This is a genomic window from Flavobacterium sp. J372, assembly GCF_024699965.1.
Lineage (GTDB): Bacteria > Bacteroidota > Bacteroidia > Flavobacteriales > Flavobacteriaceae > Flavobacterium.
In genome coordinates this window covers 2,005,210-2,032,201 of record NZ_JAJOMZ010000004.1, presented here as the reverse complement: position 1 = coordinate 2,032,201, position 26,992 = coordinate 2,005,210, and the positions used below count along the sequence as shown (strand labels likewise).

The following is a 26,992-nucleotide window of genomic DNA, read 5'->3' as shown; positions in this document are numbered from 1 at the left end:
ATGAATATATTCTGGTTCAGGAGAGATTTACGCCTTGAAGATAATACGGGACTTCACGCAGCATTAGCCACGGGTGAAGAAGTGCTGCCCATCTTCATTTTCGACACAAATATAATTGACGACCTTCCTAAAGATGATGCGCGTATAACGTTCATACATGAACTGTTAAGCACTATTAATTCTGAGCTGAAAGAACATGGCCGGTCGCTTGCGATATTTAAAGGAACACCTGAAAGCATCTTCAAAAAGCTTAGTAAAGAACACGATGTAAAAGCTGTTTACACCAATCATGATTACGAGCCATACGCACGCAATCGTGATAAAGAAATTGGTGAAATACTTAAAGCTAAGGACATTGATTTCCATACTTTTAAAGACCAGGTTATTTTTGAGAAAAGCGAAATCACTAAAGACGATGGCGAGCCTTATGTTGTATATACACCCTACTCAAAAAAATGGCTTTCTGAATTTGGCAAAACCGAAATAAAAATCCACAATAAGCCTTCTGATTTTAAAAAATTCGCAAAACACTCCTACCCTTTTCTGTCCCTGAAAGATATTGGCTTTACAGCCTCTGAAATTAAACCTGAGCCATATGATATTTCGTCAGGGCTGATAAACGATTATGCCGAAACACGTAACTTCCCGGCTATTGAAGGTACCTCGCGATTAAGCCCTTACCTGCGCTTTGGTGCTGTAAGTATACGGAAGATTGTAAAAACAGCAGCTAAATCAGGTAATAACACATTCCTGAAGGAGTTGATTTGGCGTGAGTTTTTCATGCAGATATTGTGGCATTTTCCTGAAACCGTTACCAAAGCTTTTCGTCCGCAATATGATAATATACAGTGGCGCAACAGCCAAAAGGAATTTAAGGCCTGGTGTGAAGGTAAAACCGGTTATGCAATGGTTGATGCAGGTATGCGCCAAATGAATGCCACAGGTTATATGCATAACCGTGTGAGGCTTGTAGTATCAAGCTTTTTATGCAAGCACCTGCTCATGGACTGGCGGCTTGGTGAGGCCTATTTCGCCGAGAAACTTCTTGATTATGAGCAGTCAAGCAATGTAGGCAACTGGCAGTGGGCAGCAGGAAGCGGTGTTGATGCAGCACCTTATTTCCGGATATTTAACCCTATGGAACAGGTAAAGAAGTTTGATAAAGACCTTGAATACATCAAAAAATGGGTACCTGAATTTCAGGAGATTGATTACCAGCCTATTATTGACCACAAAGAAGCCCGTGAACGCACTTTAAAAGCGTACAAAGCAGCTGTTGCTTAGGCCATTCCAAACGTCACAATTGTGTTGTAATCCAGTTCAGCAAAATCAGTGATTACTTTATCAGCTTCAGAGGTATCCTGTGGCAGTCCATATCCGCTTTCGTAGGCTATACAGTACAATCCCGCGGCTTTGGCGGCTTTAATACCGTTAGTACTGTCTTCGATAACAAGACATTCCTCTTTTGAAAATCCGGACATCCGTACAGCTTCATTAAAGATGGCAGGGTTAGGCTTAGACTCTTCAAAGTCTTCTCCGCTCACTTTCGCATCAAAAAATTCATGCAATCCAAATCGTGAAAACACCGCTTCAATTTTTCTTTTTGACGACGATGAGGCTAATATTAATTTTATACCTTTACTGTGCAATTCCTGAATTAAAATCCTGACACCCGGCATCAGGTCGAGGTCTGTCGCATTGTCAAAAGCAGAAAAAAAGTACTTGTATTTTTCTTCGAGCAGTTCTTCATGTGTAAGCTTGATATCATATAAATCTTTAAGCTTAGCCACAATCATCTTGTCTGAATTGCCAACAAAGCTGCTATAAACTTCATCAGGAACATTGATGCCCAGATACTTATATAATTCCCTTCCTGCAGCGTGGCTAAGCGGTTCGGTATTAACCACTACGCCATCCATGTCAAAAATTACGCATCTTATCATGGCAGATTTTTTATGCGTTCGTAATCAAGCTCATCAAACCTTTCAATAACCATATCAGCTTTGCTTAAATCCTGAAGTTTTGAATGGAAGCTTTTATAGCCGACACAATAGATGCCGGCAGCTTTTGCAGCCTCAATCCCGTTGGTGCTATCCTCAATTACAATACATTCTGATTTATCATGCCCTGAAAGTTCTGCGGCCTTGTTAAAGATGGCCGGGTGTGGCTTAGATTTCGGGAAGTCCTCCCCGCTCACGATGTGCGTAAAGTATTTATGCAGTGCAAACCGTCCAAATACGCGCTCAATAGTAACCTTTGCAGATGATGATGCCAATATAAGCTGCATACCGTTGTTGTGCAGGTTTTTAATAAGTTCAAACACACCCTCAAGCGTTGCGAGGTCTTCCTTTTCGTCAAACGCATTGTTGAAAATTTCCCGCTTTCTGTTTACAAGATGTTCAACGTCATGATCAAGGCCGTATGCATGCTTAATCCGTTCATAAACATTTTTAGTAGAGTTACCGGTAAAGGTAGCATACATCTCATCAGAAACATCAATACCTAAATCAATAAAGTGCTGTCGGTAAGCGTAGTAATGAACGGGTTCGGTATCAACAATAACCCCATCCATATCAAAAATAACTGTTTTAATCATGGCTGTAAAGGTACGATTCTACAGACAAATGATGAAGTATAGCTTATTAACTTGCAGTTAAAATTAATGTCGGGATTAAACCATTTATCCTAACTTTAGTCATATTACCAAAACAGCGATTACACTTGCAGGACGAAAAGGCTTTTATTGCAGCATTGCTTGACCCAGAAACGCAAAATACAGCGTTTAATAGCCTTGTGCAGCAATACAGCAGGCCGTTGTACAACCATATCCGCGGAATGGTGATTGACCATGATGACACAGATGATGTGCTGCAAAACACGTTCATTAAGATTTTTAAAAATCTGGAGAATTTCAAGGGTGACAGCAAACTTTTTACCTGGATGTACCGTATTGCAACCAATGAAGCGCTGACATTCCTCAGCCAAAAAGCGAGAAAGAATAATCTTCAACCCGGTGAGGTGCAGGAAAAAGCAATAAATAACCTGCAGGCCGATGAATATTTCGAGGGCGATGCGCTTCAGCTGAAATTACAGAAAGCAGTGACATCACTACCTGAAAAACAGCAGCTTGTATTCAGGATGAAGTATTTTGAAGATATGAAATATGAAGACATGTCCGAGATTTTAGGGACGTCTGTCGGAGCGCTGAAGGCAAGCTACCACCACGCAGTAAAAAAGATTGAAGATTACATCAACAACAATTAAACCCTCTGTAAAATGCAGAGTCTAAATGATATGGAACGATTTAAACTGGATGAGAATAATAAGATAAAGACCGGCTTCACAACTCCTGAAGGCTATTTTGACAGCTTTACCGAACGGCTGATGCAGCAGCTGCCTGAAAAAGAAGCTAAAGTTATGCCGCTGTACCGTAAGGCAACTGTTTGGATATCAACTGCTGCTGCAGTTTTAATATTGGCTTTGGGGCTGACGATGTATTTTAAATCAGGTGTGCAGGCGGTACAGCCTGATAACGCTTCGATTGAAAATTACCTCGCATACCAAAGCAATATCAGCTCGTATGATATCATACAACAGCTTGACCAACAGGATATTGACGAGCTTGAAAGCGCGTTGTCAATTAATGAAGTTAATTATAATGCCGCCGAAGAATATTTGTATGAACAAAATATAACTATTTATGAATAAGATTATGAAATTGAAGAATTTAGTGATGCTTTTACTGCTATGCAGTGTAACAGTATTTGCGCAGGAACATAAAGAAAAACGGGAACAGATTAAAGCCCTGAAAGTATCATACTTTACTACAGAATTAAACCTCACCAGCGATGAAGCGGCGAAGTTTTGGCCGGTGTATAACTCTTTTGAAGAGAAACAGTTTGAACTGCGGCACAACAAGATACGCCCGTTACTACAGAAATTGGACGATAGCAATTTTGACAAAATTTCTGATAAGGAAGCAAATACATATCTCGCTGAAATCCAGTCTAATGAAGAAGAGCTTTTTGGCCTGCGGCGAAAACTTATAAATGAACTGAAGCCTATAATTGGCCCAGTTAAGGTATTGAGGCTAAAAAAAGCTGAAGATAATTTCAACAAACAACTTTTGTCAAAAATGCGGGGTAAGAATCGTGAGGTGAGAATTAATGAAAGACAAAAAATAAGGAACCGATAATGGTTCCTTATTTTTTTAATGTAGAAAAGTTTAGAATAGTTTATCCAAATAGCTTATACCATAAAACTAAACAAAATTGTAAGAACGGACTACAAACGAGTTGTTAAATGCTGCTCGCTAACTTTACTATAAGTGAAGCAAAAAGCTATGAAAAGAGTGCTTATATTTGTGCTTTAAGAATATTTTATGAAAAAGTTGAAGGAGCGTTGGGGCATAACATCTAATTATCAATTAGTTATGATATTTATTGTGTTTGCAATTACCGGTTCCAGCTCTGCATATTTGTCGAAACCTGTATTGGGAGCCATCAGCATCACTAAAGAAACGCTGCCTTTTTACTTTTACTACCCGCTTTACATAGTGCTCATCTTCCCGATTTACCAGGTTTTACTGATGTTTTTCGGGTTTGTGTTCGGTCAGTTTAAGTTCTTTTGGGCCTTCGAAAAAAGATGCTGCGCGCCTGCGGTCTCGGCTTCTTACTACCAACAGAAAAGCCCCGCAATTAGCAGGGCTTGAATTATTTACATCTTACTTTATGATTTCAGCTTGCTCTTGTAGTTCTTCTGCAGCTTAGCCAGCTTTGGTGCTATAACCGCCTGACAGTAAGGCTGATTGGGGTTGTTCGCGTAATAATCCTGGTGGTAATCTTCCGCCGGGTACCATTTTGGAGCCGCCGTAACTTTGGTCACAATAGCCTTATCAAAGATTTTCTGGTCGGTTAAAAGCTTTATAAAGTTCTCAGCCTTAGCCTTTTGCTCGTTTGTAGTATAGAAAATCTCGCTGCGGTATTGCGTCCCGACGTCGGCTCCCTGGCGGTTAAGAGTCGTCGGGTCGTGTGTTGCAAAAAATATCTCGAGCAGGTCTTCATACCCCACCTGCGCCGGATCGAATGTAATCCTGATGGCCTCGGCATGTCCCGTATATCCACTGCAGACTTCTTTATATGTCGGGTTTTCAGTCTTTCCGCCAATATATCCTGACTCTACTTTTGTAACTCCTTTGATATCAGTAAAAAATGCTTCCGTACACCAAAAGCACCCACCTGCAAAAATTGCGATTTCAGTATTTTTTGATTCTTCCATTTCAATATTATTGTCTTTAGTCAGCCCTGCAGTTATATCGTTTTGGGGCTCATTATTTTTTGCCTGGCATGATGCCGTAACCATTGCCAGCGCTGCAATTATGATGGTTTTCATATGCTAAATTACTTATTTGCGGATTGGGTTTTTGCTACTTAACGAAACTTTATAAATCATATATGAAATATTGTGCCAAAAAAGATTTTTCTGTCTATAAATTTGTTTGTTTCTTTGTTGAAAACACTGACATGATACAGGCTTCAGGCATTCATAAATATTATGATAAGCTCCACGTTTTGAAGGGGGTTGACCTCAACATTGCTAAGGGTGAGATTGTAAGTATTGTGGGGGCTTCCGGCGCAGGGAAGACAACACTGCTGCAAATACTCGGCACACTTGACAAACCATCAAAAGAGGCCGGTACAAGTTTGGTTATCAACGGACAAGATGTTCTTTCACTCAAAGATACGGCATTATCAAAATTCAGGAACACGCAACTTGGATTTATCTTTCAGTTCCATCAATTGCTGCCTGAATTTACCGCTTTGGAGAACGTTTGTATACCAGCTTTTATTTCAGGTAAATCTAAATCTGAAACTTCAGGTAAAGCCAAGCAGCTGCTTGACTATCTTGGGCTTTCGCATCGAATAAATCATAAGCCGGGAGAGCTTTCAGGCGGTGAACAGCAGCGCGTTGCAGTGGCCCGGGCGCTAATAAATGACCCTGCTGTTATATTTGCCGATGAACCTTCCGGAAATCTTGATACTGCTTCCGCTGAAAACCTGCACAAGCTATTTTTCCAGCTTCGTGACGAGATGGGACATACCTTTGTAATCGTTACTCACAACACAGAACTTGCCAATATGGCTGACCGCAAGCTGGTGATGAGCGACGGCAATATCATCTAACAACATGTTACTGATACTATTAAGCTGGATTTACATCACTTTCACCTGTTTCAATTTGGGAGTGATAATAGATAAGATCTTGAAGCTTAATATAAAAGATTTTGCGATTACTGTAATATCAGGACTTTTTGCGATTACGCTGTTCACAAGTATTTGGGCTATTTTTTTCGTGTGAATTGGGAGTTTCATTTAGCCTTGCTATTTGTAAATATTGCGAATTTGATTTTTTCAAAAGACCGGCTTTTAGAAACTTCCAAACAGTTTTTACAGGAAGTCAGATTGTTGGATCTTAGTTTTAAAATCCTGTTAGGTATTGTAGCAATCCTGATTATATCACAATGTTCATCTTTACCATATATTATTGATAATGAAACATATTACATACAGTCAATTAAATGGTTAAATGAATATGGATTTGTAAAAGGTCTCGCAAATCTGCATCCGTTTTTAGCGCAAATGAGCGGTTGGCATATTGCCCAGTCTGCCTTCACCTTTTCGTTCCTGAATATTCCTTTTAATGACCTCAGCGGGTTTTGCCTTTTGGTTGGGAATGTCTTCTCTATCACTAAACTTAATGCTTATTTTAAGAATAAAAACAGGCTTTATCTTACGGTTGGTTTATTGCCGGTGGCAAATGTGTTTCTGTTCCAGTTCATAAACGCTCCATCGCCTGATTTGCCCGTTTATATCATTACGCTTATCATAATTTTCATTTTTATTGAAAATTTTAAAAACGCATCAGCAAGTATATTTAAGGTTTTAGCTTTGCTGGCGGTATTCAGCTTTTACATCAAACCAACATCAGTACTATTGCTACTGTTTCCACTTATATATTTCATTATTCATATAAGGGTTTTGCGCTATGAAATATTATATGTAGTTTCATTTGGAAGCTTAATTATACTGACTTTTATTATAAAAAACTGCCTCACTAGCGGCTATCCCCTATTCCCATTTACAGGTTTTGCCATCAATACCGACTACACTTTACCGACCGAACTTGCCAATTTTTATGTCGATTTGACCCGACGATATGCTTTCCATTTATCTTCTCCAGAATTCAGTGATATTTCAGAATGGCAGCTCTTCTTTCATTGGCTTATGCTTCCGGGCCTGCACGGAATTTTTAATAAAATTTCTATTGCGCTTTTAATTGTTGCTCCAATATTTATCTATAGGTTCTACAATAAAAAATCCGTCTGGATAGTATATGCTGCCATGTGCCTTCAAATGATTTGCCTCTATGCCACATCACCACAGTACAGGTTTTTTTTCAACTTTATACTGGTGTTTGGTTTCCTGTTTGCTGCTTTGGTCTTCAATCATAAAAGACTAATCTTCCCCCTGCTCTTCCTCAGTACGATGCTCACCGCAGTAACTATTTTTATTCCGGTAAATCTCAGTCCTCTTTCCAAAAATAAGCTGATGGTCGAAAACAGCACCCTATCCCTATCTAATGTTATTTTCCCCGCTGAAAATTCAAAGACTGAAAATAAATACATTCAAGAACAGCAAGGCAGCCTAATCTACTATTCGCAGGATAATTCATCCATCTTCTGGATTACCGGCAATGCACCGTTGCCTGCTGTAAGTCGAGAACAGCTTGAGTATATTAAAGAAAGATATGGCTATATTCCGCAACTTCGAGGTAAATCATTAAACGATGGTTTTTATTCAAAACGCGTTGCTGAATAATTTGTAATTTTGCAGCATGGAAATGATGAATGCTGATGAACTGAAAGCTTTCCTTGATGAGAAAGTTGCTTTATACAACAAACCCGATTTTATAGATAGCGACCCGATACAAATTCCGCACCTGTTTTCACAAAAAGAAGACATAGAAATTGCAGGTTTTCTTTCTGCCACTATAGCCTGGGGCAATCGTAAAATGATAATCAGTAATGCCAGGCGAATGATATCGCTGATGGGCGATTCACCTTACGATTTTGTGATGTCGCACTCGCCCGGATGCCTTACAAAGCTTGACGGCTTTGTACACCGTACCTTCAACAGCGATGATTTTATAACTTTTGTTATAGCCCTGAAAAACATCTACACAAATCACGGGGGATTGGAGCAGGTTTTTAGTAAAAATATTCAGGAGAATTCGTTACAGCCATCAATCTCTGAATTTAAAAATGTTTTCTTTTCAATTGAACATGCAAAACGTACCCAAAAGCATGTAAGCGACCCATTGGCAGGCAGCGCGGCAAAACGCATTAATATGTTTTTGCGATGGATGGTGCGTGATGATAACGCAGGTGTAGATTTTGGCATCTGGAAGAGCATTCCGGCCTCTGCACTATCCTGCCCTCTTGATGTGCACAGCGGCAATGTGGCACGCAAGCTGGGCATACTTGTCCGAAAGCAAAATGATGCCAAAGCGTTAGCGGAGCTTGACACACAATTACGCCTTCTTGATAAAGATGACCCTGTAAAATATGATTTTGCCCTGTTTGGGCTGGGTGTGTTCGAAGGGTTTTAATTCCTGAAAGTTTTTTGGATGTAACTTAATCCTCCTTTCCTATCTTTGTCACTATGGACAGCACTTCCGTAGAAAAAGCCGTAAAAACAACCTATTTCAGCATTGCAGGTAACTTTGCACTTGCCCTGATTAAAGGAGCTGCAGGCTTTTTCGGAAATTCATATGCGCTGATAGCCGATGCGATAGAAAGCACAGCCGACATCTTCTCGTCTTTTCTTGTATTACTGGGGATTAAATATGCCAGCCGCCCGGCCGATGACAATCACCCCTACGGCCATGGCCGTGCCGAAGCGCTCATTACATTTATAGTAGTTGGTTTTCTCATCACATCAGCTACGGTAATTGCATACGAAAGCATTGTGAATATACAAACGCCGCATGAACTTCCTGCAACATGGACATTATTCGTGCTGGGAGCCATTATTTTATGGAAAGAGATATCTTATCGCCTCGTGATGAAAAAAGCCGGGAAACAGGAAGCAGTGCGCTCGCAGCCGATGCCTGGCACCACCGCAGTGATGCTATAACTTCTGTTGCTGCTTTTACGGGTATTTCAATAGCTATTTTTTTCGGGCAGGGGTATGAAGCCGCTGACGACTGGGCTGCGCTGTTTGCCTCAGGTTTCATTCTTTATAACAGCTACCTGATTTTCCGTCCGGCACTGGGTGAGATAATGGATGAACATCTTTATGAAGATGTTGTAGAAGATATACGTCGTGTGGCAAAAGAAGTTGACGGGATTATTGATACTGAAAAGTGTTTTGTACGCAAAGCAGGTATGCGCTACCATATAGAGCTTCATGCAATAGTTGATGCTAATATCTCAGTTAAAAAAGGCCATGAACTTGGGCATAAGCTTGAAGATGCACTACGCGAAAAACTTGGCAACCTGGGCCATGTGCTTGTACATATTGAGCCTGACGATTACAGCTAACAAAAAAGGCCGTTCCATTCGGAACAGCCTTTTACCATTGTTAAAAAACAATCTTATTTCACAATCAATTTTTTAGTAGCTGACTGGCCTTCAGCAGTAACTTTTACAAAGTACATTCCGCTGGTAAGAGCAGTAATATTAATGTTTTGCTCATGCGATGACATTTTTGCCGAAAGCACAGTTTTACCCAATACATCGGTAATCGTGACGTCAGCTTTATCGGCTTCCGCAAGTTTAAGCGTAACCATACCGTTTGCAGGGTTAGGATACATTTTAAAACTGTTTGCTGAAAAATCTGCTGTGCCTGCCGCCGCCTGTACTGTAGTTGTAACCGTATTGGTATTTATAGGGTCGTTAAAATCAAAGTAAATACTTGCATTGGCGCTCATGCTGTCTCCGATTGTCACGGTTGCGTTAGGCTTAATCCTGTAGGTTATGTAGCCATGGCTGTTAGGCTCGTCATACTGGCTGCCGGCAAGGTAAATATCATCAAACCTTACAGTCAGCTTATCATTCTTACGCTCAAAATGGTAGGCGTGGCTGGCGCTTACAGGCTGAATTGTATTATAATCCAGCTTTGAGTCAAGCATACTTTCAATACGCACTCTTAATGCATCGGCGTTACCAATGTTTTGGAATCTAATAGTGTAATGAAGGTAACCGTCAGCCTGGGCTTCAGTTATTGTAGCGCCTTCAAGCACGCTTATGTCGTTCGGGTCATATGAGTTTACTACTTCCTGGGTCAGCACCATTGTATTATCAGCTGAATTATTATCCATTCCCGGCGTAACAGTTGCAGCATAAGTAAGAATATCGCCGGCAGGAACAACCTGTGGCGGCTGTACAAGGAATGTGATGTATATAGACCTTGACTGGAAAGCCTGCAGGTTAACGTAATTTAGTGAAAGTGAATTACCGGAAACTGTCATTGACGGGTAAGAACTCACAAATGTTACTTTGGCAGCAGGGAAATAAAGATTTACCGTTCCGCTTAATGGAATTGTCCCTGAATTGGTTATAACCAATGAATAAGTTGCATTAAAACCCGGCCTTGCCTGCGAAATTGGGTATATCGCCACTGAAACATCCTGCACGGGATTAGGCACAGTTATGCAAAAGTCTTTGTCTGTAACTATACCTGGCAGTGTTACCTGATGTGCTACTGGTGTTATTGCAGATGATTGCTGCATTTGTGTTACTAGTACTGTGTTACCGCCATCAGGAGTGCCGGTAAAGCTGTAGCTGCCGTTAACATCAGTAAATGTCTGGTAGATATTGTTACCCACGTAATTAAACACAGGGATACTTTGTGCAGGAACATCTGAAGCTGAACACCCGCCGCCGTCTGAATCGTAACGTACTATTCCTGAGATGGAATTTGACGTACATGTCTCTGTAGCCAAAATTACCGGCTTGTACCAATAACAAACGGGTGTACCATCAAGAAATACCCTGGCATATACCGTTTGAAGTACAGATGTAGCCATAAAAGCTGCAGGGTTTGTAATCTCGTTGGTGTCAGCCATTGCATCTGCTTCAGTAGGGAAAAACTCAACCCATGCCCATGGATGCTGCCCGGTGAGTTCAGCTATTCGCGATGTAAGGTCAAATATGCCAGGAGCGCCGTCTGGTGTACAAATTACGTAAGGAGCAATATTTTCGTCAGGTATCGTTGCAATTTGTATGGAAAGTGTGGAATTCACTTCACATGTATTTATGGGTCCCGTATATGTATATGGTAACGCTTTGTGTTATCGCCACACCTGGGGGGAGCATAGTACCTGTACCAAAGGACGCCGTATGATAACCAAGCCCGGGCGAGAGCGGAGGCAATATATAACTGCCGCAGGTATAAATGTTTTGTTCAAGCGGAATACCAACATTAGTAAAGCTAATGGTAAAAGATGTTACAGCATACTCTGTATTCGTAATATCACTTACTCTTATATAAATAACTTGCCCGTTATTAGAAACATGTGCGGAAGGGTTAGTAATCGGCTGAATGCCGCTCTGCGCATCAGCCATTGTGGTATAAAAGCTGACAATATTCGTCTGAGGATTCTGGTTGCCCAGCACACCCGGTATTTGTACAGTAAGATCGACCGCTATTGATTCGCCCGGAATTAAACAAAATGAAATATCCGGTACCGGGTAGGCAACAGGCTGCGCGAAAGCTACTGTTGAAATGATAAATAAAACGAAGGTGAGTAGTTTTTGTTTCATAGCTAAGTGATTGATTTGGTTTTACATGAAACAAAATTGATATTAATTACCCTACCAAAATTTTAACATTTAATTTATTTGTAATAAAAAACCCTGCAACTGCAGGGTTTCACATTATTCTTTATTGAGCCATTTATCGGCGAGTGCATCATAATCTATTTTAAATGCAGGTTGCTGCCGTACCAGCTTACCACTGTCAAAAGCCTGCATCAGGAAGCCTTCTATATAAAAATCTTCAAGAACCTGGTTAGGATCATATTTGGTTTTAAGGTTAAGGTCAAACAGTTTCGCCACCCGGGCCGACCAAAATGCCTTCCAGCCGCTTTTGTGTTCTTTTATTAGATCAAACGCCGACTGGCCTGTCTGCCTGTGTATTAGCTTTATAAGTATCTGCCCCTCTTTACGGGTAAGCTTTTTCAGTTGGCCTTCAAACTCAGTTTCAAGATATTTTTCTACTATTTTAGAATACTTCTTTTTCTCCTTGTCAGTTTTCAGCTTTGCCATGTTGTTGCTAAGCATCGTAAGCCTGTCGGCCGCAATTTTAGCATACGGATATACCTTTAGCGTCCGGCGCTTCAGTAAAAGCAGCTGCTTTTTAGTCTCAGCAGAAACAGCATTGGGGTTGTTGCCTACCAATACTTCAGGCATCTCAACGCTGTAAGCTATCGAATCGTTTTCAAAGCCCGTGGTTAATGTGTCTTCTACCTGAGCATAAGCACCAAAGCAGCAGCATATTAAAAGAATAAGGCAATATTTTACCTTCATTTTCATCTTGCAAATTTGAGCCAAAATTATACAATTATATATAACTGTGATATGTTATTTATATTTTAGCGGAAAATAAAATTTATGTCATCAAAATCTATACTTAATGATGCTTCACTGGCATTTTTAGAGCAATATCTTAATAACCCGTCTCCTACCGGGCATGAGGCCGCCGGCCAGAAAATATGGATGGATTACCTGCGCCCGTATGTTGATACTTTCATAACCGATACTTACGGTACAGCTGTTGGGGTTATAAACCCCGATGCGCCTTACAAAGTGGTGATTGAAGGCCATAGTGATGAAATATCATGGTACGTAAATTATATTACTGAAAACGGACTTATATACGTTATACGCAACGGTGGCTCAGACCATATGATTGCACCGTCAAAGCGTGTCAATATCCATACCAAAAACGGAATTGTAAAAGGTGTATTCGGCTGGCCTGCAATACATACCCGCAATCGCGGCAAAGAAGAGCCTGCTAAAATTGAAACTATTTTTATTGATTGTGGCTGTTCTACTAAAGAAGAGGTTGAAAAGCTTGGCGTACATGTGGGCTGCGTTATCACGTACCCGGATGACTTCATGATAATGAACGGCAACAAATTTGTGTGCCGCGCTATTGACAACCGTATTGGCGGCTTTATGATTGCCGAGGTAGCAAGGCTGCTAAAAGTAAATAAAAAGAAACTTCCGTTTGGGCTTTATATAACTAACTCGGTACAGGAAGAGGTTGGCCTTCGCGGGGCGGAGATGATCACGAAAACCATCCGCCCGAATGTAGCTATTGTGACCGATGTGTGCCATGACAGCACTACACCCATGATTGACAAGCGTATTGAAGGTGAAACGCAAATTGGCAAAGGCCCGGTTGTAACTTATGCACCGGCCGTGCAAAATAACCTGCGCGAACTCATACTTGATACTGCCGAGAAGAACAGCATACCCTTCCAAAGGCTGGCATCGTCAAGGGTTACAGGTACTGATACCGATGCTTTTGCTTACAGCAATGGCGGTGTGGCTTCTGCGCTTATTTCATTGCCGCTGCGCTATATGCATACTACAGTAGAGATGGTTCACCGGCATGATGTGGAGAATGTAATACGCCTCATCTACGAGACATTACTGAATATGAAGGATGGAGATACATTCACATATTTCGAATAAAACTAAAGCGTCTTTAAGGCGCTTTTTTTGTGAATAAAAGGGTAGGTAAACGAAAACTGCTATTTTAAATTTTTAAGAATAATTTTGATATATTTAGCGCAATTTAAATCAATTTATTTCATGAATAAAATTACCAGTCCCGTTTATCGGAAATTTAATTACTGGCGCATAGGCTTTATTGCCTTATGCTCTTTATTTACGTGCTTGTCTGCCTCAGGACAGACTTTAGGCACGGTAGCTGTCGGCAGTGGCACTACTTCTGCTTATGGTATGCCTATGGATACCTACAGCTTCTACAACTATTCACAGCAAATTGTGAGAGCCTCTGAGATAATAGGCGCCGGCGGAAGCGCGGGGCAGATTACGGCAGTACGCTTTTACATTGCAAGTGGCCTTGAGCCGTTTGCCAACTGGGAAAGCTGGACCGTTTATGTAGGACACACTACAAAAAGTTCATTTGCTTCAACAACCGACTGGGAACCTGTAGCAAACCTTACACAGGTGTTTTCAGGTAATATAACATCGGTTAACGGCCAGTGGCTTGAAATTACTTTTTCAGCGCCATTTATATATGATGGCACCAGCAACCTTATTGTAGCTGTAGATGAAAATTCTGACGGCAAAACAAATGGCTTCTCTGCCACAACTTTTGGTACATATGTTAGTTTAGCAAACACAGGTTTGAGGGCAGGGGCGGCTACCAACATTAACCCGGCTACACCTCCTGCAGGAACAAGGTATACTACATTGGCAAGGCTGGAGTTTAATGCTACATTGGCATCATGCCTTCCTGCATCAAACCTTCATGCAGATGTGGTTGCGACAAATACCGCAAATCTTACCTGGACACCTCCACAGGTGGTTCCTGCAAATGGTTACCAGGTATATGTATCAAGTGTCAATACAGCACCAACTGCCGCTGTACAGGGTATTCCAGCCCAGGGTACAAGCGTATCAGCAGGCACACTTCTGCCAAATACGCTCTATTATACCTGGATAAGGAGTGTTTGCGGTGATACCTTTGGCAACTGGGTACCGGGCACGTCATTCACAACGCTATGTGAACCAACCGATCTACCTTATACTGAAAATTTTGAATCTGCAACGGTACCGGCTTTGCCGGCGTGTACTACTGCCATCAAAACCGGCCCTGCGAATATCTGGACAACCGCATCACCGGCTGCTTACGGCTTTACAAATAAGGCGCTGCGTTACTCTTATTCATTCGCCGGCGCTGCAGATACGTGGTTCTTTACACGCGGCCTAAATCTTATAGCGGGCGTTAGTTACCGCGTTGCTTACAAATACGGCGGTTCCGGCTACACAGAGAAAATGGAGGTAGGTTACGGTATGGCTACTGACGGAGCTTCTATGATCCAGATTGTAGATTACCCTGAAATTACAGGAAGTACACCAACAGTTACATATGTTGATTTTACCCCTGCAACTACAGGAGTTTATTTTATTGGTTTCCACGCTTACTCTGCATCAGGCCAAAACTACCTATTGGTTGATGATATTTCTGTAACGGTTGCTCCAACTTGTAATACTCCTACAGGTGTAAGCGCCGTGGCTTCAGGGCCAGGCAGCGGTGTAATATCATGGACACCTGACGGTGTTTCAGGAGGGTATCAATACTATTACAACACAACCAACACTGCACCTACTGCAGCAACAACAGCGCTAGGGAGTGTAGGTGCAGCAGAGACATCTGCGAATATTTCTGACCTTTCGCCAAATACCACTTACTATGTTTGGGTACGCAACAACTGCGGAAACAATGACCTTAGTGTTTGGTCTCAAAGCGGAAGCTTTACAACACTTTGTGAGGCTACGAACGTACCTTATACCCAAAACTTTGAGTCGGTAACAACTCCTGCCCTGCCTGCATGTACAATTGCGGTAAATGAGGGTACAGGCAATACCTGGAATACAACAAGCCCAGCTACCGCAGCATTTAATACTAAGGTGCTTCGCTACCCATACAGCTTCGCGAACCCTGCTGACGCATGGTTTTATACCCAGGGCCTTAACCTTACTGCAGGTACCAGCTACAGGCTTACTTACAAATACGGAGGATCTGGCTATACTGAAAAAATGGAAGTGAGCTACGGGATGGATACACAATCATCTGCAATGATACAGCTGAATGATCACCCGTCTATAACAGGTTCGGCAGCGACTATTACATATGTAGATTTCACGCCGTCTACAACAGGGGTTTACTATATTGGCTTCCACGCTTACTCTGCAGCAGGCCAAAACTCACTTTATGTAGATGATATCTCTGTGATTGTTGCGCCAACTTGTAACACGCCTACTGGCCTGACGGCGATGGGTACAGGGGTAAACTCTGCTGATATTATGTGGACTCCTGATGGTGTTTCAGCAGGCTATCAATATTACTACAATACAACAGGCACTGCGCCAACAGCAGCTACAACAGCGCTTGGTACAGCTGGTGCTGCCGATGTTTCGACCACAATATCTGACCTTACGCCTAACACAACATATTACATCTGGATACGCAACAATTGCGGAAACGATGACTTGAGTGCATGGTCTCAAAGCGCTATGTTTACAACTATGTGCGAAGCTACAAATGTACCTTACGTACAGGATTTTGAATCGGTAACAACCCCTGCCCTACCGGCATGTACTATTGTGGTAAATGAAGGGACAGGTAACAAATGGATTACTTCAACTCCTGCTGCAGGTGGCTTTAACAACAAAGCGCTTCGTTATAACTATACCTATGCAGGACCGGCCAATACCTGGTTTTATACACAAGGATTAAACCTTACGGCAGGTACAAGTTACAGGCTAACGTACAAGTACGGTGCATCGTCAGCTACTTATACCGAAAAACTTGAAGTTGCTTATGGTGATGCAACTTCATCTTTAGCAATGATGCAGCTTGCAGACCATCCTGCTATTACAGGCTCAACACCAACTACAACATATGTAGACTTTACACCATCAACCACGGGTGTATACTACATCGGGTTCAAAGCGTACTCAGCTTCGGGGCAAAACTATCTTTATGTAGATGATATCTCTGTAACTGTATCACCAACATGCTTCGCGCCTACAGGTGTGAGCGCAGTAGGTACCGGCCTTCATACAGCAACCGTATCATGGACTGCAACAGGAACACCGGCTAGCGGTTTTGAATACTATTACAATACTGTAAGTACACCTCCGGCTGCCAACGTAACACCACAAGGTACAGCAGCAGCGGGTGCCAGTTCTGCAAACATTTCAGACCTGGCATCAAGCACAATGTACTATGTATGGGTAAGAGGAAATTGCGGCGATGGTGATTTAAGCCAATGGTCAGCATTCGCAACATTTACAACAGACTGTGAAGCATCAAGCGTGCCTTTTACTGAAAATTTTGAATCTTCTGTAGTACCGGCTGTACCTGTATGCTCAACGGTGATCAACAACGGATCAGGCAACACATGGAAAACCGCTGCACTTAACGGTGGCGGGTTTACAAACAAAGGCCTTAGCTACAACTACACTTATGCAGGTGCAGCGGACACTTGGTTCTTTACCCGCGGTATTAACCTTACAGCAGGACAAACGTATAAGCTTACTTACAAATATGGGGCGAATACAACTGGTACTTATGTTGAAAAGATGAAAGTTGGTTATGGTACAGAGGCAACAGCTGCAAGTATGACACAACTAAGTGATCACCCTTCAATCACCGGAAACACGCCTAATAATGGCTCTGTAGAGTTTACTCCTGCTACCACAGGTATTTACTACATCGGCTTCCAAGCTTACTCGGCATTGGGGCAGAACCTGCTTTACCTTGATGATATAGCGGTAGATGCTGTATTGAGCTCCGGCTCGTTTGATTCGTCTTCGTTCAGGTACTTCCCTAACCCGGTGAAAGATGTGCTTAAAATTTCATACACAACTGACATTACAAGTGTTACTGTGTACAACCTGGTTGGCCAGCAGGTACTGGCTAGAACGGTTAATGCTACTGAAGCAAGTGTAGATATGTCGGCCCTTGCTGACGGAACTTATATAGTTAATGTTACATCAGGTGAAAGCGTTAAAACGCTGAAGATTGTTAAGAAGCAATAATTTGTAACTTCAAAAATAAACCGCCATTTTCATGGCGGTTTTTTTATTTCCCTATGCAGAAGTTTGCAAAGATGTTCCCAAGAAGCTCGTCATTAGTAACCTGTCCGGTTATCTCTCCGAAATAGTATAATGCCTGACGAATATCAATTGCCACAAGATCTGCCGAAAGGCCTGTTTGCATACCATCCTGTACTTTTTGTATTTCTTCAAGAGCTTTAATGAGCGAGTCATAATGCCTGGCGTTAGTTACAATCGTTTCATTATTGCGCAATGCGCCTGTGTTTACAAATGAAAGCAGTTTGGCTTTTAATTCCTCGATACCTTCTTTATTTTTAGCAGATATCAGCAATGTCTCCGGAATTTCAGACTTTATGCCTTCAATCTGCTCATCAGTATATAAATCCTTTTTGTTACCGATAACCACAAGCGCTTTTTGCGGGTACTGGTTCTTAATCTTCTCAATTTCAAGCTTAAGGTTATCAAGTGAATTGGCAACTGCAAACTGCTCGCTGCTTATCAAATAGATAACTACCTGAGCCTGCTCCATCTTTTCAAAAGTCTTTTTGATGCCGATGCTTTCCACCACATCCTGCGTATCACGAATACCTGCGGTATCAATAAACCGGAAGCCTATGCCATCTATAACAATCTCATCTTCAATAGTGTCGCGTGTTGTACCTGCAATGTCGCTTACAATGGCACGCTCTTCATTCAAAAGTGCATTCAGCAATGTTGACTTACCCACATTCGGTTCGCCCACAATTGCTACGGGTATCCCGTTCTTAATCACATTACCTACTGCAAAAGAATCAATTAACCGCTTCAGGACAAACTCAATACGGTTCAGCAAATCATAAAATTGAGTACGGTCGGCAAACTCCACATCTTCCTCGGCAAAATCAAGTTCAAGCTCAATCAGCGATGCAAAATTCAACAGTTCTTCTCTCAATTTTGCAATCTCACTACTGAAACCACCGCGCATTTGCTGCATGGCTATTTGGTGGCTAGCCTCGTTATCGCTGGCAATAAGGTCGGCAACCGCTTCAGCCTGACTCAGGTCAAGCTTTCCGTTCAAAAATGCACGAAGGGTAAATTCACCCGCATTAGCCATGCGGCAGCCTTTGCGTAACAATAACTGTATAATCTGCTGTTGGATAAAAACCGAGCCGTGGCATGAAATTTCAACGGTGTTTTCACCTGTGTAAGAGTTAGTTCCTTTAAAAATTGAAAGCAATACCTGGTCATACACCCTACCCTCATCTTCAATGGTACCAAGGTGCAGCGTATGTGATTTCTGCCGCGTAATGTCTTTACCTGAAATCGATTTAAAAACGGTGGAAGCTATTGTGATGGCATCACTGCCTGATATGCGAATTAAGGCTATTGCCCCTGCTCCTGATGGTGTTGCAAGCGCCACTATGGTATCCTGATGGATCATTTTCAAAATAATTTCTGCAAAGATACGCTTTCCTGAAACTAAAACATGTTTGTTAATACCGGCATAAAAAGTAAGAAAAGTCCAACTGTTTTTTGTAATTTTAACTAAGCAAACACACTGATTATGAAAACCATTTTGTTCCCTACCGATTTTTCAGATGCCTCCGGAGCGGCATTTGCCTATGCACTGGATTTTGCGGATAGATTTGACGCTGAGCTGGTTATACTCCACGTTTACGACCTTCCTATCGTTGAGACACCGCCAATGCCTGAAACAGCAGCCGAGATATATGACATTGTGGAACTGAACCAGTTTGAAAACTTTAAAGACCAGCTGCCGCAAATGCATGAGATTGCAGAGAGGCGTAATATGGGCCATGTAAAAATGCGTAACATATTGCTGTACGGCGACTTAGTGTACAATATTAATAAAGTTTGCAGTGAGGAAAATTGCGACCTCATCATTATGGGAACAAAGGGCGCTACGGGCTTGAAAGAAACATTCATAGGTTCAACAGCTTCATCAATGATGAGCAATGCTAAAGTACCGGTGCTGGCAATTCCTGAAGAAGCTGAATATCAAAAGATTAAAAATATTGGTTTTGCAACGCAATATCGGGATAAAGATAATGATGCAATGACTGTTACAGTTTCTATAGCAGAGCGGCTTGGGGCAGAAATTCATTGTATATATGTTGACAATCAGGATGGTACTGATAATCCTGAAGAGCGTGTAACCGAATGGAAATTGCATTTCAGGGCAAACCCAGTTACTTTCCATACCGTGCAAGATACTGATTTAGAGCAGGCATTACACGATTTTACCGAAGATAATAATATACAGATGCTGGTAATGCGCAGGCATAAGCGCGGTTTCTTTGAAGGATTATTCCATAGCAGCCTTACAAAAAAACTGGCATACCATACCAAAGTGCCGCTTATGGTTTTTAATGACAACCAGTAAAGCTGTTGTTTAGCATTTAAGATTTCTTTAACACACAAGGCTTTCTTAATTGAAATGGCTTACATTTTTTGAAGTTGTAATTTCAAGCTTCCAATTTTAAAAAAGTAACATTATGCCATTTATCACCACCAACTCAGTTAGCCTTTCGGGCAATTCAGAAGAAGTAAACATTTTTTACCAGGATATAGGCCGCGGCAAACCCGTAGTACTTATACATGGCTGGCCGCTCAACTACCAACAATGGGAATACCAGCTTAATGAACTGCCAAAACACAATATCCGCGTGATTGCGTATGACCGCCGCGGTTTCGGGCTATCATCACGCCCATGGGACGGCTATGATTATGACACTCTTGCCGGCGACCTGAAACTTCTGCTTGAAGAACTTGATCTGACCGATGTTACACTTGTTGGTTTCTCAATGGGCGGTGGCGAAGTAGCGCGATTTCTTTCAAAATATAACAATGAAGGCCGCGTGACAAAAGCTGTATTTGTAGGTTCAGTAACACCGTACCTGCTGCAGACTGATGATAATGAAACAGGACTGCCAAAAGAACAGTTTGAAACCATGCAGGAGCAGATTGAAGATGACAGGGCGAAGTTCCTGGCAAGCTTTGGGAAAATGTTTTACGGTGTAAACCTGCTGAGCCACCCGGTAAGCAATGAAATCCTATTGCACGACCATAACCTGGCCATGCAGGCTTCCGGCTACTCTACCATAAAATGTATGCAGTCATGGTCAACTACCGATTTCCGTGAAGACTTGAGATCAGTGCGCATACCAACCCTGATCATTCACGGTAAAGAGGATGCTACAGTACCAATTGCTTCGTCATCAGATGAAACGGTGAAGTATATTCCCCATGCTCAATATTTTGTTTATGATGACGCACCGCATGGATTATACTACACCCATAAAAATAAATTCAACGAAGATTTAGTGAGCTTTGTGAATTCTTGATAAAATTAATTATTATAAGTGTCAAGCCGATTCGTTTTTGAATCGGCTTTTTTTATTTCTAAAAATAAATGTTAAAATTTTATATATTCGTAGAAACCTTACTTAGATATGAAACTTGAAAAAATATTAAACAACATTAATTCTTTCGAGAAGAATTCGTTTTTGAAAATTATTGACAACCTTATAGCAGGTAAGCCTAAAAATTTAAAAGAGATTGAAGCTGTGTTATCAGACTCAAACAGGGATTTAAAAAGCGTTGATACCATTAATATTGTAAAAGTCTTTAATCTTCTTGAAGACGAGTTTACAGAGTATATCAGGTGTGAATTCCTTAAAACATCATCACAGCTCGATATTCTTATTGATATAATTTCCAGAGACGGCTGCTGTATAATCCGACAGGATTGGTTCTCCCGACTTTACGATAAAGAATTAAGCGTGTTGAAGCAAAAGCTTAAAAATTTTGAAAATCAGCTTATTGATGATAAATCGGAAATCGATATTGCCCGAAAGCGTGATTACAAAATTTATCTTGCTTGCCTCAGAAAAGCATATTATAATGACGAAAATAACAATCAGGAAAAAAAAATTACTACTGACGAACATTCAATACTGCTAACATTAGCGGAGGAATTATCACTCTCTCAGGAAGAAATAAAATTAATTAATTACTTAATTCTTCCTGTAAAAAAGCTTGAGATTGATGCAGTAATTAATGAATTGAAAAGTATTGGAGTCATTTTCTATTCTAAGAAAAATAATACCATATATATTGCAGATGAGATTGTCAGGCTGTTGCGAAAAACAAGGGGCCGGGAAGTAAGCGATAAATTTATGCGAAGGGTATTGCTACAATTACGTGAACCCCAAATCAACCTCATTTGTAAAAATCACAACATCGATAGAAAATTGCCTTTAGAAGATAAGCTAAATGAAATAATTAATGCAGGGATATCAATAAAGCAGGTATTGGTTGAAGATGTGCATAAAGACGGAACAACATTAACCGAAAAGAAAAAGTTCTTGAATGATTTTTGCGACAAAAACCTTCAAATAACTTCACTGAAAGGTTCAACTGTTGATGAAAAAATGGAAAGTCTTATAAAATATTTTGAAGATTTGGAACATGACGATAAAATTGGGATGTCTCATGATGGGTTTGATAAACTACTTCTTCAAATATCAGACAGCCTGCCAGGCTTTAATAACAGCTTACGTAAAAAATTCGAGCTGCAGGACGAAAATGTTTTAAAAAGTGTTTATCTGCTCGACTATAATATTAAACCACGCGATTTACTGGAGCTTATTGCTGAGAATGATCTTATTGAATTCTGCAAAAATATGGACATTAAAACCCGTGGTGATTTGATTAGCAATGTCCTTGATGCTTACAAGGATTCAGAGAATCTTTTTCTTGAAAATTATGAGCATATAGGATTCCGGAACCTATTACTTCTTAAAGAAGGTGGAATTATTATAAAAGAAGCCGATTTGGGCCTAAAGTTTGAAGAACTTACAAAACGTATTCTTACTGAGTTAGGTTTCCATATTGACGAACCTCTCAGAAAAAAACTTAATACCTCAAAAGACCAGATTGATATTCTGATTAATCTTGGAAATAATGATTTAATCATTGTAGAATGTAAAACAATCAAAGAAAGTAATTACAACAAGTTCAGTTCAGTGTCAAGACAATTGAAATCTTATGATGCCATTGCACGTAAAAATGATTACCGGGTAATAAAATCATTATTGATTGCACCTGAATTCTCAGATGATTTTATTAAGGATTGCGGATTGGAATATGAATTAAATCTTTCGCTTATTACTGCATCATCTTTGTACAAAATACTTGAAGGATTCAGAAAGTCTAAACTGAAAGTTTTTCCACACAATCTTTTAATGCGTGATGTGATGATCAAAGAAGATATGGTTCTCAAAGCAATTGCCCGTTAACTTGTCGGTGTTTAAGAATTTGCAGCAAACAAAAAGCCGGTCCAGAAGTCTGAACCGGCTTTCTCACATATAGTGGCTTGGTTAAATAGCTAATTGGATGTGAGATATCAGAATTGAGTATTGAGATTTACTCAAACCCATTTCAATCTCTCAATACTCAATACTAAAATCTATATACTAATTATTCAGCATTACCGGCATTACCAGCATTGTAACGGTTTCGCCTTCATCCAGGCCGTCAACCGGAGTAAGTATGCCCGCGCGGTTTGGCAGAGACATTTCCAGCATGATCTCATCGCTCTGCAGGTTGCTCAGCATTTCGGTAAGGAAACGGGAGTTGAAGCCAATCTGCATGTCATCACCCTGGTAATCACACGTCAGTCTTTCTTCAGCTTTGTTTGAGTAGTCAATGTCTTCAGCCGAAATGTTCAGCTCTGCGCCGGCAATCTTAAGGCGAATCTGGTGTGTAGTTTTGTTTGAGAAGATAGCAACACGGCGTACGGAACTCTGGAACTGCCCGCGACTTATAAGAAGTTTATTAGGATTCTCTTTCGGAATAACAGCCTCATAGTTAGGATACTTACCATCAATTAAGCGGCAGGTAAGCACATAATTATCAAAAGAGAATGTAGCATTAGAATCGTTATATTCAATCTTAACCTCAGCATCACTTGTTGAAAGTATACCTTTCAGGATATTAAGCGGCTTTTTAGGCATAATGAAATCTGCCACCTGAGACGCTGTTACGTCTGTTCTCTGGTATTTTACCAGCTTGTGGGCATCAGTAGCCACAAACGTAAGCCCTTCAGGAGAAAACTGGAAGAATACGCCCGACATTACCGGCCTCAAGTCATCATTACCGGCAGCGAAGATAGTCTTGCTCACAGCGGTTGCCAATACCTCAGCAGGCACAACGGTAACCGACGGGTCTTCAAGCGTTACAGCCTTCGGGAACTCATCACCTGAAGCATATGCCAGCGCATATTTACCTGAGTTTGAGCTTATCTCGATAGTATTGTTGTCTTCTACCGTGAAAGTAAGCGGCTGTTCAGGAAATGTCTTAAGTGTTTCAAGTAAAAGTTTGGCAGGTACTGCCACGCTGCCAACACTGTCAGAGTCGATCTCTAACGTAGCCGACATGGTAGTCTCCAAATCTGACGCCGAAACAGTCAGCGCATTGTTGTTCAGCTCAAATAAAAAGTTGTCAAGTATAGGCAGGGTGTTGTTACTGTTGATAACGCTTCCTAAAACCTGTAGCTGCTTAAGCAGGTATGAGCTTGATACTATAAATTTCATCTATGTTTTTGTATTTAATGGTAAAACTATACAGCTTTCCGTTTCACAAATATATCGTAATCAAATTAATTTTGGCAAATAATTTATTAACACTATTTGCTGTATTTACGTTTGCGCAAGTACGTGAAAAGCAGCCCGAAAACAAGCAATACCGCCAATGGCGCACCTACAGTTATGAACTGTGACATTGTGTATTCTTCATATACTTTCTGCTTATCGAGCATTGGCAGGTCTACTTCTTTACCGCGTATATTTATCAGGCCTGTATCGTCAAGCAAATAGTTCACGCAATTCATCAGGAACTCTTTGTTATCATACAGATTGTTAGTCCATCGATCATAGCCCAGCTCCAATGGCTGGTTATTTTTGTCGAGCTGATTCTTTATAACATCACCATCCGATATCACTATCATCTTTCCTGACTTACCTGTAGTTTTAAAAGCCGGGTCTTTAAATGGCAATACCCTGTTCTCAAATACCGAATGGAATTTGCCCTCAAGCAGCACCGCTACCGGAATGTTCCCTGTGTTAGGGTAATCTTTCGGACTGGTTTCTTCGGTGACCATTTCAAGATTCACCTGGGTAGGAGCCCCAACCTTCTTAGAGTATTGCGAAGAACGCAGGAGTACTGTCTTTTTGATGTTGTTCTTAAGCGTATCAATAGGGTTGGCAAACTCAAACTTTATCCCACTCATGTTCTTCACAATCGGGTTATCACTTTCAGGATAAATGAACGGGGAATACTTCCACATATAGTCCTGGTATTGCGTGCCGCTGCCCTGATCACCCGTTGCAAGCTTAATTGGCGTGCCCTGTTCATCTTTAATAATATCCGGAGTTATCCTGAAGCCGTACTTAAAGAACATATCATTCAGTTCCAAATCACGAGGGTACGCCAATGTAGCCCCGGCTTCATTGTAAAGGCTGTCCATCTCAATATTCACAGCTTCAGTAAGCCACAGCGTTTTGCCGCCATTTACAATATACTGGTCAAGCACCTGCTTTTCTTCTTCACTAAAAGGTACCGTTGGCTTAGCTACCACAACCAGGTCATACCTATTGAGGTATTTTAAAGCCTCCTGCGGGTTCTTTTGCCACAGAGTCCATGGTGAATGTCCCAATGAAATAACTCTCACGTACCTGCTTTATAAAGTCGGCCATAAAGATGTCGTGCAGTTCGCCGTTACCTTTAAGCACTGCAACCTTTTTCTGCTTTTCTTTTGTCACTTTATTTATGGCATCAACCACGGCATACTCAAGGTGCTGTACCGAGCTTACCACCTTCTCGGCGGTACTGGCACCCATCATGTTTTTCAGCAGCTGTATCTTGGTGCTTTTATCATTGTACGTTGCAATTGCCCACGGGAAAACCATTTCCTGGCTTTGCTTGCCCTTGTCATCAACTGTTACGCTTATTGGGGTCAGGCCACGCTCATAGAACTGGCGCATCACTTCTTCTCTGCCCTGCTCTTCTTCAAGAGGATTTACAAACTGGAAAATGATATTGGGGTTTTGCGAATGGAATTCTTCCAGCAGCTGGCGTGTCTCGTCCTGCAGCCTTTTAAACTCTCCGGGGAACTGCCCTTCAAGAAAAACGTCTATGTACAACGGCTCCTGTACACCGTCAATAATATTTACTGTAGTTTCAGATAATGTATAGCGTTTATCATGTGTAAGGTCAAAACGCTTAAAGAAATACTGTGCAGCAAAGTTAAGCGCCAATATCGCGATGATAATGATGCCCAGCTGTTTCAGGTTATTATTTTTTGCTGTTTCCATTATCCTTTCAGTGTTTTAAGTTTGTACACAGTGAACGACAGGAACAGCACGGCAATACTGATAAAGTAGATGATGTCACGCGTATCAAGCACTCCCCGACTCATGCTCTTAAAATGGTAATCCATCCCGAACATGGCAATGATACTACCCGAACCTCCCATTAAACCCGCTGCGCCCTCAAACCCGAAATAAAACAAAAAGCAAAGGAACACCGATGCGATGAACGCCACAATCTGGTTATCGCTAAGGCTTGATGTAAATATGCCAATAGCCGTATAGCCTGCAATAAGGAACATAAGCCCAAAGTACGAGCCAAGCGTACTGCCAAGGTCAATATTGCCCGGAGGATTGCCCAAACCTGAAAGAACAAATACATAAATCAAAGTTGGCAACAGTGCCAGCAAAATAAGTATAAAAGCACCGAAAAATTTGCCATTTACGATTTCCCAGACAGTCAATGGCTTTGTGAAAAGCAGCTCAATTGTACCCTGTTTTTTTCGTCGGCAAAGCTGCGCATGGTTACTGCCGGGATTAGGAAAATCAATATCCATGGCGAAATGGTAAAGAACGGGCTAAGGTCGGCAAAGCCACTGTCAAGAAGGTTAAATTCTCCCGGGAAAACCCAAAGGAAAAGCCCATTGAGCAGTAAAAATATAGCGATGACAAGATACCCTATCGGCGAACCGAAGAAGGATTTTATCTCGCGTAAGAGTAATGCTTTCAAACTATTTTA

The 26,992-nt window shown here is 41.3% G+C and carries 21 protein-coding genes and 3 pseudogenes; 14 read left to right on the top strand and 10 right to left on the bottom strand.

What is annotated here, in order from left to right; genetic code table 11:
• Entirely contained in the window at positions 1-1,284 is a 1,284-nt protein-coding gene (locus tag LRS05_RS10060; RefSeq protein ID WP_257868210.1) for a deoxyribodipyrimidine photo-lyase, read from the top strand.
• Here LRS05_RS10060 and LRS05_RS10055 read toward each other — a convergent pair.
• The gene (locus tag LRS05_RS10055) at positions 1,281-1,943 is read right to left on the bottom strand and encodes an HAD family phosphatase (RefSeq protein ID WP_257868209.1); all 663 of its coding nucleotides are present in this window, start codon (positions 1,941-1,943) and stop codon (positions 1,281-1,283) included. The genes LRS05_RS10060 and LRS05_RS10055 overlap by 4 nt on opposite strands.
• Complete coding sequence (locus LRS05_RS10050) at positions 1,940-2,596, bottom strand: HAD family phosphatase (RefSeq protein ID WP_257868208.1); 657 nt, start codon at positions 2,594-2,596, stop codon at positions 1,940-1,942. Before LRS05_RS10050 ends, LRS05_RS10055 begins: the two co-directional genes overlap by 4 nt.
• A 125-nt stretch (positions 2,597-2,721) precedes the next feature.
• On the opposite strand from LRS05_RS10050, the gene LRS05_RS10045 reads away from it, so the two are divergent.
• The 4 genes from LRS05_RS10045 (at position 2,722) to LRS05_RS10030 (ending at position 4,711) form a co-directional block, all read left to right on the top strand.
• On the top strand, positions 2,722-3,264 hold the full coding sequence (locus LRS05_RS10045) for an RNA polymerase sigma factor (RefSeq protein WP_257868207.1): 543 nt from the start codon (positions 2,722-2,724) through the stop codon (positions 3,262-3,264).
• Between the two features lie 12 nt (positions 3,265-3,276).
• Positions 3,277-3,708 (top strand): hypothetical protein, encoded by a 432-nt coding sequence (locus tag LRS05_RS10040; protein WP_257868206.1) that lies wholly within the window; start codon positions 3,277-3,279, stop codon positions 3,706-3,708.
• A complete protein-coding gene (locus tag LRS05_RS10035) occupies positions 3,701-4,195 on the top strand; it encodes a sensor of ECF-type sigma factor (protein ID WP_257868205.1) in 495 nt (164 codons plus the stop codon). The genes LRS05_RS10040 and LRS05_RS10035 overlap by 8 nt, the downstream gene beginning before the upstream one ends.
• Before the next feature lie 186 nt (positions 4,196-4,381).
• The gene (locus LRS05_RS10030; RefSeq protein WP_257868204.1) at positions 4,382-4,711 is read left to right on the top strand and encodes a DUF6787 family protein; all 330 of its coding nucleotides are present in this window, start codon (positions 4,382-4,384) and stop codon (positions 4,709-4,711) included.
• 17 nt (positions 4,712-4,728) lie between these two features.
• Here the strand turns inward: LRS05_RS10030 and msrA are convergent, their stop codons facing one another.
• On the bottom strand, positions 4,729-5,277 hold the full coding sequence (gene msrA, locus LRS05_RS10025) for a peptide-methionine (S)-S-oxide reductase MsrA (RefSeq protein ID WP_257869262.1): 549 nt from the start codon (positions 5,275-5,277) through the stop codon (positions 4,729-4,731).
• A gap of 245 nt (positions 5,278-5,522) precedes the next feature.
• Between msrA and LRS05_RS10020 the strand changes: the two genes are divergently transcribed.
• From LRS05_RS10020 to LRS05_RS10005, 4 genes and pseudogenes are all read left to right on the top strand, one after another.
• The gene (locus LRS05_RS10020; RefSeq protein ID WP_257868203.1) at positions 5,523-6,182 is read left to right on the top strand and encodes an ABC transporter ATP-binding protein; all 660 of its coding nucleotides are present in this window, start codon (positions 5,523-5,525) and stop codon (positions 6,180-6,182) included.
• Positions 6,183-6,335: 153 nt separating this feature from the next.
• Positions 6,336-7,877, top strand: a complete 1,542-nt coding sequence (locus tag LRS05_RS10015; protein ID WP_257868202.1) for a hypothetical protein — start codon at positions 6,336-6,338, stop codon at positions 7,875-7,877.
• 25 nt (positions 7,878-7,902) lie between these two features.
• Positions 7,903-8,667 carry a TIGR02757 family protein gene (locus LRS05_RS10010; protein ID WP_257869261.1) on the top strand — a complete coding sequence of 255 codons (765 nt, stop codon included), beginning with the start codon at positions 7,903-7,905 and terminating at the stop codon, positions 8,665-8,667.
• 53 nt (positions 8,668-8,720) lie between these two features.
• Positions 8,721-9,601, top strand: a pseudogene (locus LRS05_RS10005) (cation diffusion facilitator family transporter).
• Between the two features lie 53 nt (positions 9,602-9,654).
• Here the strand turns inward: LRS05_RS10005 and LRS05_RS10000 are convergent.
• From LRS05_RS10000 to LRS05_RS09990, 3 genes are all read right to left on the bottom strand, one after another.
• Positions 9,655-11,304, bottom strand: a complete 1,650-nt coding sequence (locus LRS05_RS10000; protein ID WP_257868201.1) for a T9SS type A sorting domain-containing protein — start codon at positions 11,302-11,304, stop codon at positions 9,655-9,657.
• A 1-nt stretch (position 11,305) separates the two neighbouring features.
• On the bottom strand, positions 11,306-11,824 hold the full coding sequence (locus LRS05_RS09995) for a hypothetical protein (RefSeq protein WP_257868200.1): 519 nt from the start codon (positions 11,822-11,824) through the stop codon (positions 11,306-11,308).
• Positions 11,825-11,938: 114 nt separating this feature from the next.
• Entirely contained in the window at positions 11,939-12,595 is a 657-nt protein-coding gene (locus LRS05_RS09990; RefSeq protein ID WP_257868199.1) for a DUF4294 domain-containing protein, read from the bottom strand.
• Positions 12,596-12,673: 78 nt separating this feature from the next.
• Here LRS05_RS09990 and LRS05_RS09985 point away from each other — a divergent pair, with 78 nt between their 5' ends.
• Positions 12,674-13,762, top strand: coding sequence for a M42 family metallopeptidase (locus LRS05_RS09985; RefSeq protein ID WP_257868198.1), 1,089 nt, complete (start codon positions 12,674-12,676; stop codon positions 13,760-13,762).
• A gap of 120 nt (positions 13,763-13,882) precedes the next feature.
• Complete coding sequence (locus LRS05_RS09980) at positions 13,883-17,866, top strand: fibronectin type III domain-containing protein (protein ID WP_257868197.1); 3,984 nt, start codon at positions 13,883-13,885, stop codon at positions 17,864-17,866.
• A gap of 43 nt (positions 17,867-17,909) precedes the next feature.
• On the opposite strand, the gene mnmE is transcribed toward LRS05_RS09980, so the two are convergent.
• Positions 17,910-19,304 (bottom strand): tRNA uridine-5-carboxymethylaminomethyl(34) synthesis GTPase MnmE, encoded by a 1,395-nt coding sequence (gene mnmE, locus LRS05_RS09975; protein WP_257868196.1) that lies wholly within the window; start codon positions 19,302-19,304, stop codon positions 17,910-17,912.
• Between the two features lie 123 nt (positions 19,305-19,427).
• Between mnmE and LRS05_RS09970 the strand changes: the two genes are divergently transcribed.
• From LRS05_RS09970 to LRS05_RS09960, 3 genes are all read left to right on the top strand, one after another.
• A complete protein-coding gene (locus LRS05_RS09970) occupies positions 19,428-20,267 on the top strand; it encodes a universal stress protein (RefSeq protein WP_257868195.1) in 840 nt (279 codons plus the stop codon).
• 112 nt (positions 20,268-20,379) lie between these two features.
• On the top strand, positions 20,380-21,228 hold the full coding sequence (locus LRS05_RS09965) for an alpha/beta fold hydrolase (protein ID WP_257868194.1): 849 nt from the start codon (positions 20,380-20,382) through the stop codon (positions 21,226-21,228).
• A gap of 108 nt (positions 21,229-21,336) precedes the next feature.
• Positions 21,337-23,184, top strand: coding sequence for a hypothetical protein (locus LRS05_RS09960; RefSeq protein ID WP_257868193.1), 1,848 nt, complete (start codon positions 21,337-21,339; stop codon positions 23,182-23,184).
• 177 nt (positions 23,185-23,361) lie between these two features.
• Here LRS05_RS09960 and dnaN read toward each other — a convergent pair whose 3' ends face one another.
• The 3 genes and pseudogenes from dnaN to gldF all read right to left on the bottom strand — a co-directional run bounded on the left by dnaN (position 23,362) and on the right by gldF (position 26,983).
• On the bottom strand, positions 23,362-24,480 hold the full coding sequence (gene dnaN, locus LRS05_RS09955; protein ID WP_257868192.1) for a DNA polymerase III subunit beta: 1,119 nt from the start codon (positions 24,478-24,480) through the stop codon (positions 23,362-23,364).
• Positions 24,481-24,572: 92 nt separating this feature from the next.
• Positions 24,573-26,259, bottom strand: a pseudogene (gldG, locus tag LRS05_RS09950) (gliding motility-associated ABC transporter substrate-binding protein GldG).
• Positions 26,259-26,983, bottom strand: a pseudogene (gldF, locus tag LRS05_RS09945) (gliding motility-associated ABC transporter permease subunit GldF). Before gldF ends, gldG begins: the two co-directional pseudogenes overlap by 1 nt.
• Positions 26,984-26,992: the final 9 nt, after the last annotated feature.

What these genes read in the sequence shown, in the direction of transcription:
- LRS05_RS10060 (WP_257868210.1), top strand. Translation starts at nt 1, where the DNA reads ATGAATATATTCTGGTTCAGGAGAGATTTACGCCTTGAAGATAATACG.
- LRS05_RS10055 (WP_257868209.1), bottom strand. Translation starts at nt 1,943, where the DNA reads ATGATAAGATGCGTAATTTTTGACATGGATGGCGTAGTGGTTAATACC.
- LRS05_RS10050 (WP_257868208.1), bottom strand. Translation starts at nt 2,596, where the DNA reads ATGATTAAAACAGTTATTTTTGATATGGATGGGGTTATTGTTGATACC.
- LRS05_RS10040 (WP_257868206.1), top strand. Translation starts at nt 3,277, where the DNA reads ATGCAGAGTCTAAATGATATGGAACGATTTAAACTGGATGAGAATAAT.
- LRS05_RS10035 (WP_257868205.1), top strand. Translation starts at nt 3,701, where the DNA reads ATGAATAAGATTATGAAATTGAAGAATTTAGTGATGCTTTTACTGCTA.
- LRS05_RS10030 (WP_257868204.1), top strand. Translation starts at nt 4,382, where the DNA reads ATGAAAAAGTTGAAGGAGCGTTGGGGCATAACATCTAATTATCAATTA.
- msrA (WP_257869262.1), bottom strand. Translation starts at nt 5,277, where the DNA reads ATGGAAGAATCAAAAAATACTGAAATCGCAATTTTTGCAGGTGGGTGC.
- LRS05_RS10020 (WP_257868203.1), top strand. Translation starts at nt 5,523, where the DNA reads ATGATACAGGCTTCAGGCATTCATAAATATTATGATAAGCTCCACGTT.
- LRS05_RS10010 (WP_257869261.1), top strand. Translation starts at nt 7,903, where the DNA reads ATGAATGCTGATGAACTGAAAGCTTTCCTTGATGAGAAAGTTGCTTTA.
- LRS05_RS09995 (WP_257868200.1), bottom strand. Translation starts at nt 11,824, where the DNA reads ATGAAACAAAAACTACTCACCTTCGTTTTATTTATCATTTCAACAGTA.
- LRS05_RS09990 (WP_257868199.1), bottom strand. Translation starts at nt 12,595, where the DNA reads ATGAAAATGAAGGTAAAATATTGCCTTATTCTTTTAATATGCTGCTGC.
- LRS05_RS09985 (WP_257868198.1), top strand. Translation starts at nt 12,674, where the DNA reads ATGTCATCAAAATCTATACTTAATGATGCTTCACTGGCATTTTTAGAG.
- LRS05_RS09980 (WP_257868197.1), top strand. Translation starts at nt 13,883, where the DNA reads ATGAATAAAATTACCAGTCCCGTTTATCGGAAATTTAATTACTGGCGC.
- mnmE (WP_257868196.1), bottom strand. Translation starts at nt 19,304, where the DNA reads ATGATCCATCAGGATACCATAGTGGCGCTTGCAACACCATCAGGAGCA.
- LRS05_RS09970 (WP_257868195.1), top strand. Translation starts at nt 19,428, where the DNA reads ATGAAAACCATTTTGTTCCCTACCGATTTTTCAGATGCCTCCGGAGCG.
- LRS05_RS09965 (WP_257868194.1), top strand. Translation starts at nt 20,380, where the DNA reads ATGCCATTTATCACCACCAACTCAGTTAGCCTTTCGGGCAATTCAGAA.
- LRS05_RS09960 (WP_257868193.1), top strand. Translation starts at nt 21,337, where the DNA reads ATGAAACTTGAAAAAATATTAAACAACATTAATTCTTTCGAGAAGAAT.
- dnaN (WP_257868192.1), bottom strand. Translation starts at nt 24,480, where the DNA reads ATGAAATTTATAGTATCAAGCTCATACCTGCTTAAGCAGCTACAGGTT.